Origin of the sequence: Bacteroides sp. D1 (assembly GCF_000157095.2) — a bacterium.
Taxonomy (GTDB): domain Bacteria; phylum Bacteroidota; class Bacteroidia; order Bacteroidales; family Bacteroidaceae; genus Bacteroides; species Bacteroides xylanisolvens.
In genome coordinates this window covers 49,513-53,210 of the sequence record NZ_JH114336.1, presented here as the reverse complement: position 1 = coordinate 53,210, position 3,698 = coordinate 49,513, and the positions used below count along the sequence as shown (strand labels likewise).

General features: G+C 41.4%; 7 protein-coding genes. 3 read left to right on the top strand and 4 right to left on the bottom strand.

Annotated elements, in window-relative coordinates; all coding sequences use genetic code 11:
* The first annotated feature begins 453 nt into the window (after positions 1 to 453).
* On the top strand, positions 454 to 972 hold the full coding sequence (locus BSAG_RS15715) for a phosphoribosyltransferase (protein ID WP_008771442.1): 519 nt from the start codon (positions 454 to 456) through the stop codon (positions 970 to 972).
* A 1-nt stretch (position 973) separates the two neighbouring features.
* Positions 974 to 1,588, top strand: a complete 615-nt coding sequence (locus BSAG_RS15720) for an SLOG family protein (RefSeq protein ID WP_008771441.1) — start codon at positions 974 to 976, stop codon at positions 1,586 to 1,588.
* 137 nt (positions 1,589 to 1,725) lie between these two features.
* Here the strand turns inward: BSAG_RS15720 and BSAG_RS25200 are convergent, their stop codons facing one another.
* From BSAG_RS25200 to BSAG_RS24040, 3 genes are read right to left on the bottom strand one after another with little or no spacing between them, the layout of a single operon-like run.
* Positions 1,726 to 1,881, bottom strand: a complete 156-nt coding sequence (locus BSAG_RS25200) for a hypothetical protein (protein ID WP_008777452.1) — start codon at positions 1,879 to 1,881, stop codon at positions 1,726 to 1,728.
* A 13-nt stretch (positions 1,882 to 1,894) separates the two neighbouring features.
* Complete coding sequence (locus tag BSAG_RS25535; protein ID WP_229035966.1) at positions 1,895 to 2,161, bottom strand: hypothetical protein; 267 nt, start codon at positions 2,159 to 2,161, stop codon at positions 1,895 to 1,897.
* The gene (locus BSAG_RS24040) at positions 2,158 to 2,310 is read right to left on the bottom strand and encodes a hypothetical protein (RefSeq protein ID WP_229106191.1); all 153 of its coding nucleotides are present in this window, start codon (positions 2,308 to 2,310) and stop codon (positions 2,158 to 2,160) included. The genes BSAG_RS25535 and BSAG_RS24040 overlap by 4 nt, the downstream gene beginning before the upstream one ends.
* A 315-nt stretch (positions 2,311 to 2,625) precedes the next feature.
* Between BSAG_RS24040 and BSAG_RS15730 the strand changes: the two genes are divergently transcribed.
* Positions 2,626 to 3,024, top strand: a complete 399-nt coding sequence (locus tag BSAG_RS15730) for a single-stranded DNA-binding protein (RefSeq protein WP_005868746.1) — start codon at positions 2,626 to 2,628, stop codon at positions 3,022 to 3,024.
* 142 nt (positions 3,025 to 3,166) lie between these two features.
* Here BSAG_RS15730 and BSAG_RS25195 read toward each other — a convergent pair whose 3' ends face one another.
* Positions 3,167 to 3,367 (bottom strand): hypothetical protein, encoded by a 201-nt coding sequence (locus BSAG_RS25195; RefSeq protein WP_008771437.1) that lies wholly within the window; start codon positions 3,365 to 3,367, stop codon positions 3,167 to 3,169.
* Positions 3,368 to 3,698: the final 331 nt, after the last annotated feature.

Here is a 3,698-nt window from a genome sequence, read left to right as displayed (position 1 = left end):
CAGGCAAAAACCGTATGGTTTGTTTTACTTTCCGTACTGCCCTTTTCCTTGTTTTCTGCCTCCCCTAATGTGCGTTTTTCATAGCTCCATCTGGGACCCTTTGTTTTTGAACGGCAAATTTATGTCGGTGGATGGATACGAAAGAGTTCTGGTCTTCGCCCTTTGTCCTGAAAAAATAACGCCGGACGGCTTCGCTGTCCCCAACATTTTTTGTCGTCCAAAACTTTTCTCAATCCCTCCTTCCTTCTTGTTGTGTGCCGTAAAAAAAGGCTCATAAACTCAGATGGGGCATGAAAGCTCAAAAAAAAAGTCGGCAGAAAGAAAAGGCCATTCCGGAAAGGGGTTTTAAAAAAAGGTCTTTAAATCTAGCTGAAGCATAAGTTTAATTTTAATAGATAAAAGACTATGGCACATCAGAGTAAATATCCTAGTTTAGACAGACAATGACATAAGATGATGTTTTCTTTTTTTGAATATCTTCCTATGCAATATCGGCAGGCAACGGAAAGAGAATGGCAAATTCGTAAGATGATATGGAGTTTTAAGGATGGAAAATCTTATTTGAATGTAGCTTGGATGATAGCGAATAAGTTACATCAAGTTTTTGGTGATGATGTTAAGAATATTGTTTTTGCTTGTGTCCCGGCTTCTTCCGCTGATAAGAATGAACTTCGTTATAAGGGGTTTGCTTCGGCTGTGTGTAAGTTTTCAGGTGCTATCAATGCGTATGAACATATACGTGCCAGTGGAGATCGTTTGGCTATTCATGAGAAATTTGATAGCAAGTCGCTTCAAAAAGTACAAGTGATAGAATTTGACAAGGACTTTTTTCGGGGTAAGAAAATCTTGGTATTTGACGATATTTTAACGAAAGGGTTTTCGTATGCTCGTTTCGCATGTCAGTTGGAAAAAATAGGAGGTGAGGTTTTGGGAGGTTTCTTTTTAGGTAAAACAGTTGTCCGTATGTTATAAGATGAAAGAAAAAGAGAGTTATATAGAGAAGCAGAAGGGTATCTTTGGAGATACTACTTGGTTCACTTATCGTTATGAGGTGAATGGAATGGTGTATGAAACTTCGGCAGGTTCGTTGGATATATGTAGAAAGGCACGTGATAAATGGATGAAAATGATGTCCGTTGCTTTTACCGGTCATAGAACGATACGAACAAATAAATATGCTTTGTCCGTATCGTTGAATGAAGAGGTACGTTTCTGCTATGAGAATGGAATCCGTTTTTTCTATATTGGTTGTGCGGTTGGATTTGACATGATGGCTGCTCATACCATACTTGAACAAAGGAAACAATATCCCGATATGGTTTTGGTGGCGGTTGTTCCTTATGTCGGGCAAGATGTGTATTTCAACAAAGAGGACAAACAGAGGTATGCTGATATTTTGCGCCAAGCCGACAAGGTGGTAGTTCTATCCGAATATTATTATGCTCAATGCTATGCCCACCGTAATGATTACATGATTTCACACGCCTGTAGGCTGATTGCTTATTGGGATGGAAAATCTGCCGGAGGAACTTCTTATACGTTTAACAAGGCACAAAAAAAGAAATTGGTGATACACAATCTGTTTTGATTCAGATTGTATATCACTGTTCTCCAGCGGTATGATCAAACGTGGCGATGTCATACCGTCTGGTTGCTGTAAGTGCTAATATTTCCGGTGCAAAAGAGAGAGACACAATAAATATGAAAAGCAGTGATAGATGAATTTTACTTAATGTGATTGTGTGAAATCCAGAAATGGGGAAGGCAAAGGAGAGAGGCATATCCGGTCTGCTTTCGGAGTTTCGGCCACGCCGAAACAACTTCTTTCCGGCGGCTATGCCACTCTCCTTTTATTTGCCCGGCAGTCTGTTGCTTACCCATATGCCCCAGCCTTTTAGGGCTGTAGATAGGTAGTCGGATATTTCGCCACCAGATTGGCAGTCCGCTTCAATCGTTTGCTTTTCTCCGAGTGGATGCCTTTCTGTTTTTCCGGTAGTATAATCTTCTTTTTCCGGAAACAGTTGTAGTGGCTGTGTGCCTGTATGGTTATGTTCTCCCCACAGAATCCGTAAGTCTGTTCTTCCGTAGTAGGTTTTTGTTTTATCGAGGAGCCACTTCTTCCGATACGTGGAATATTGTATGCTTCATTCTTCGGCTTCATTTTTTTAAAAGGAATTGCAGAGGTTTCTTCCGGTGTGTCGATAGGCGGCAGACCATATTTTCGGAATGTGCCATGCTTTCTGTCTGACCGGTTGTTTTTTTGCATCCTTTCCAAACCTGTTGCTGATTTTCAAGTTTTGTCTTTTTCATATCATTTTTTAGTGAAGTCAAATCATTTTCCGTTGCAAATATAGATTGTTGCTAACCCCGGTTACGGGGATAAGGGGGCGATTCACAAACACCACGTTGTTATTCGGCTGAAATCTTCCTTTTTTTGCCCTGCACAAAAAGCGTATTTAACCCGAATTATTTGCTGCCATCTTCACCAATAAAAAAGTTACAAATCTTCCTTTTTCCGGCTAGCATAAAAAGCGTATTTATATCTTTTTTCATGGTGTCCCCCAAAGCCAACAATCAGTTATTGCACTGTAAAATTGATTAATTAACTTCTAAAAAATCAGAGATATGAAAAAGATTGAAAATTCATTCGCAGTAACAGGTTTTATCGGTAAGGATGCAGAAATCCGTAGTTTTGAAACAGCAAGCGTAGCACGCTTTTCTATCGCGGTCAGCCGTGCAGACAAGACAGGTGAAGAAACCTCTTATGTTTCCGCTTTCATGGGGATTGAAGCCTGGAGAAAGAATGAAGCACTGGATTCCTTCGATGTATTGAAAAAAGGTGAGCTGATAACCGTTGAAGGCTACTTTAAGCCGGAAGAATGGACGGATTCTAAAAGTGGAGAGAAGCGTAACCGCATTGTGATGGTAGCCACCAAGTTTTATCCGGCTCCGGAAAAAGAAGAAGAAAAACCGGATCAGCCTAAACAGAAGGCTGTCTCTAAAAAGAAAAAAGCAAGCAAATAATTGAAGCGGCCTTGTGCCGCTTTTTTTTGCTATATATCCGAGAGCGTTTTTGCGTTCACGCAGTATTCTTTCCCACCCTCCCCTTTATTTGAATGACTGTTCTCTTTTCTGGTTTACCCGTAGTCATCCGCTATGCGGCTGATTATGGGTAAACCAGAAAAGAGAAGTTCCAAACGTGGGCGGGATTGCAATGGTCATCATCCGGAGCTTCGGCATTGCCGAAACAACCTCCTTCTTTCGTATTGCAGTCCCTTCCTTTTACCGTTTGTCCCGGCAGTCCGTTGCTAACCCGTTCCCCCCTGCCACTTGTGGCAGGGAGATAGGAATACGGTTTTGCAAGCAAAACCGTATGGTTTGTTTTACTTTCCGTACTGCCCTTTTCCTTGTTTTCTGCCTCCCTTAATGTGCGTTTTTCATAGCTCCATCTGAGACCCTTTGTTTTTGAACGGCAAATTTATTTCGGTGGATGGATACGAAAGAGTTCCGGTCTTCGCCCTTTGTACCGAAAAAAATAACGCCGGACGGCTTCGCTGTCCCCAACATTTTTTGTCGTCCAAAACTTTTCTAAATCCCTCCTTCCTTATTGATGCGTGCCGTAAAAAAAAGGCTCATAAACTCAGATGGGGCATGAAAGCTCAAAAAAAAGTCGGCAGAAAGAAAAGGCCATCCCAGAA

Bases quoted from the DNA above. Each gene is read 5' to 3' on its own strand.
- BSAG_RS15715 (WP_008771442.1), top strand. From the start codon at position 454: ATGATGTTTTCTTTTTTTGAATATCTTCCTATGCAATATCGGCAGGCA.
- BSAG_RS25535 (WP_229035966.1), bottom strand. From the start codon at position 2,161: ATGAAGCCGAAGAATGAAGCATACAATATTCCACGTATCGGAAGAAGT.
- BSAG_RS25200 (WP_008777452.1), bottom strand. From the start codon at position 1,881: ATGGGTAAGCAACAGACTGCCGGGCAAATAAAAGGAGAGTGGCATAGC.
- BSAG_RS15730 (WP_005868746.1), top strand. From the start codon at position 2,626: ATGAAAAAGATTGAAAATTCATTCGCAGTAACAGGTTTTATCGGTAAG.
- BSAG_RS15720 (WP_008771441.1), top strand. From the start codon at position 974: ATGAAAGAAAAAGAGAGTTATATAGAGAAGCAGAAGGGTATCTTTGGA.
- BSAG_RS24040 (WP_229106191.1), bottom strand. From the start codon at position 2,310: ATGAAAAAGACAAAACTTGAAAATCAGCAACAGGTTTGGAAAGGATGC.